Source organism: Vibrio sp. 10N.222.49.C12, assembly GCF_041475025.1.
GTDB classification, from domain to species: Bacteria; Pseudomonadota; Gammaproteobacteria; order Enterobacterales; family Vibrionaceae; genus Vibrio; species Vibrio crassostreae_C.
This window is the reverse complement of sequence record NZ_JBFRVF010000122.1, coordinates 1-286: the sequence shown is the minus strand read 5'-3', so window position 1 is coordinate 286 and position 286 is coordinate 1. Positions and strand designations below refer to the sequence as shown.

The window sequence follows — 286 nt, the reverse complement described above, 5'->3', positions numbered from 1 at the left end:
GGTCATCTACTAAAAGAAACACATTCTAAATAATGGTGCGGTCGGAGAGACTTGAACTCTCACACCTCTCGGCGCCAGAACCTAAATCTGGTGCGTCTACCAATTCCGCCACGACCGCAGCAAATCTTTATAGTCATACTGAATATTGGTGATTCAATAAAACGTTGTATAAATGGTGGCTACTGCGGGATTTGAACCTGCGACCCCATCATTATGAGTGATGTGCTCTAACCAACTGAGCTAAGTAGCCAATAATAAATCTAATCGATTCACTATTTGTTCTCTA

The 286-nt window shown here is 42.0% G+C and carries 2 tRNA genes; both read right to left on the bottom strand.

Annotated elements, in window-relative coordinates:
- Positions 1-33: 33 nt before the first annotated feature.
- Positions 34-118 (bottom strand) — tRNA-Leu (locus tag AB4583_RS21190).
- A gap of 55 nt (positions 119-173) precedes the next feature.
- A tRNA-Met gene (locus tag AB4583_RS21185) sits at positions 174-250 on the bottom strand.
- Between the last annotated feature and the right edge of the window lie 36 nt (positions 251-286).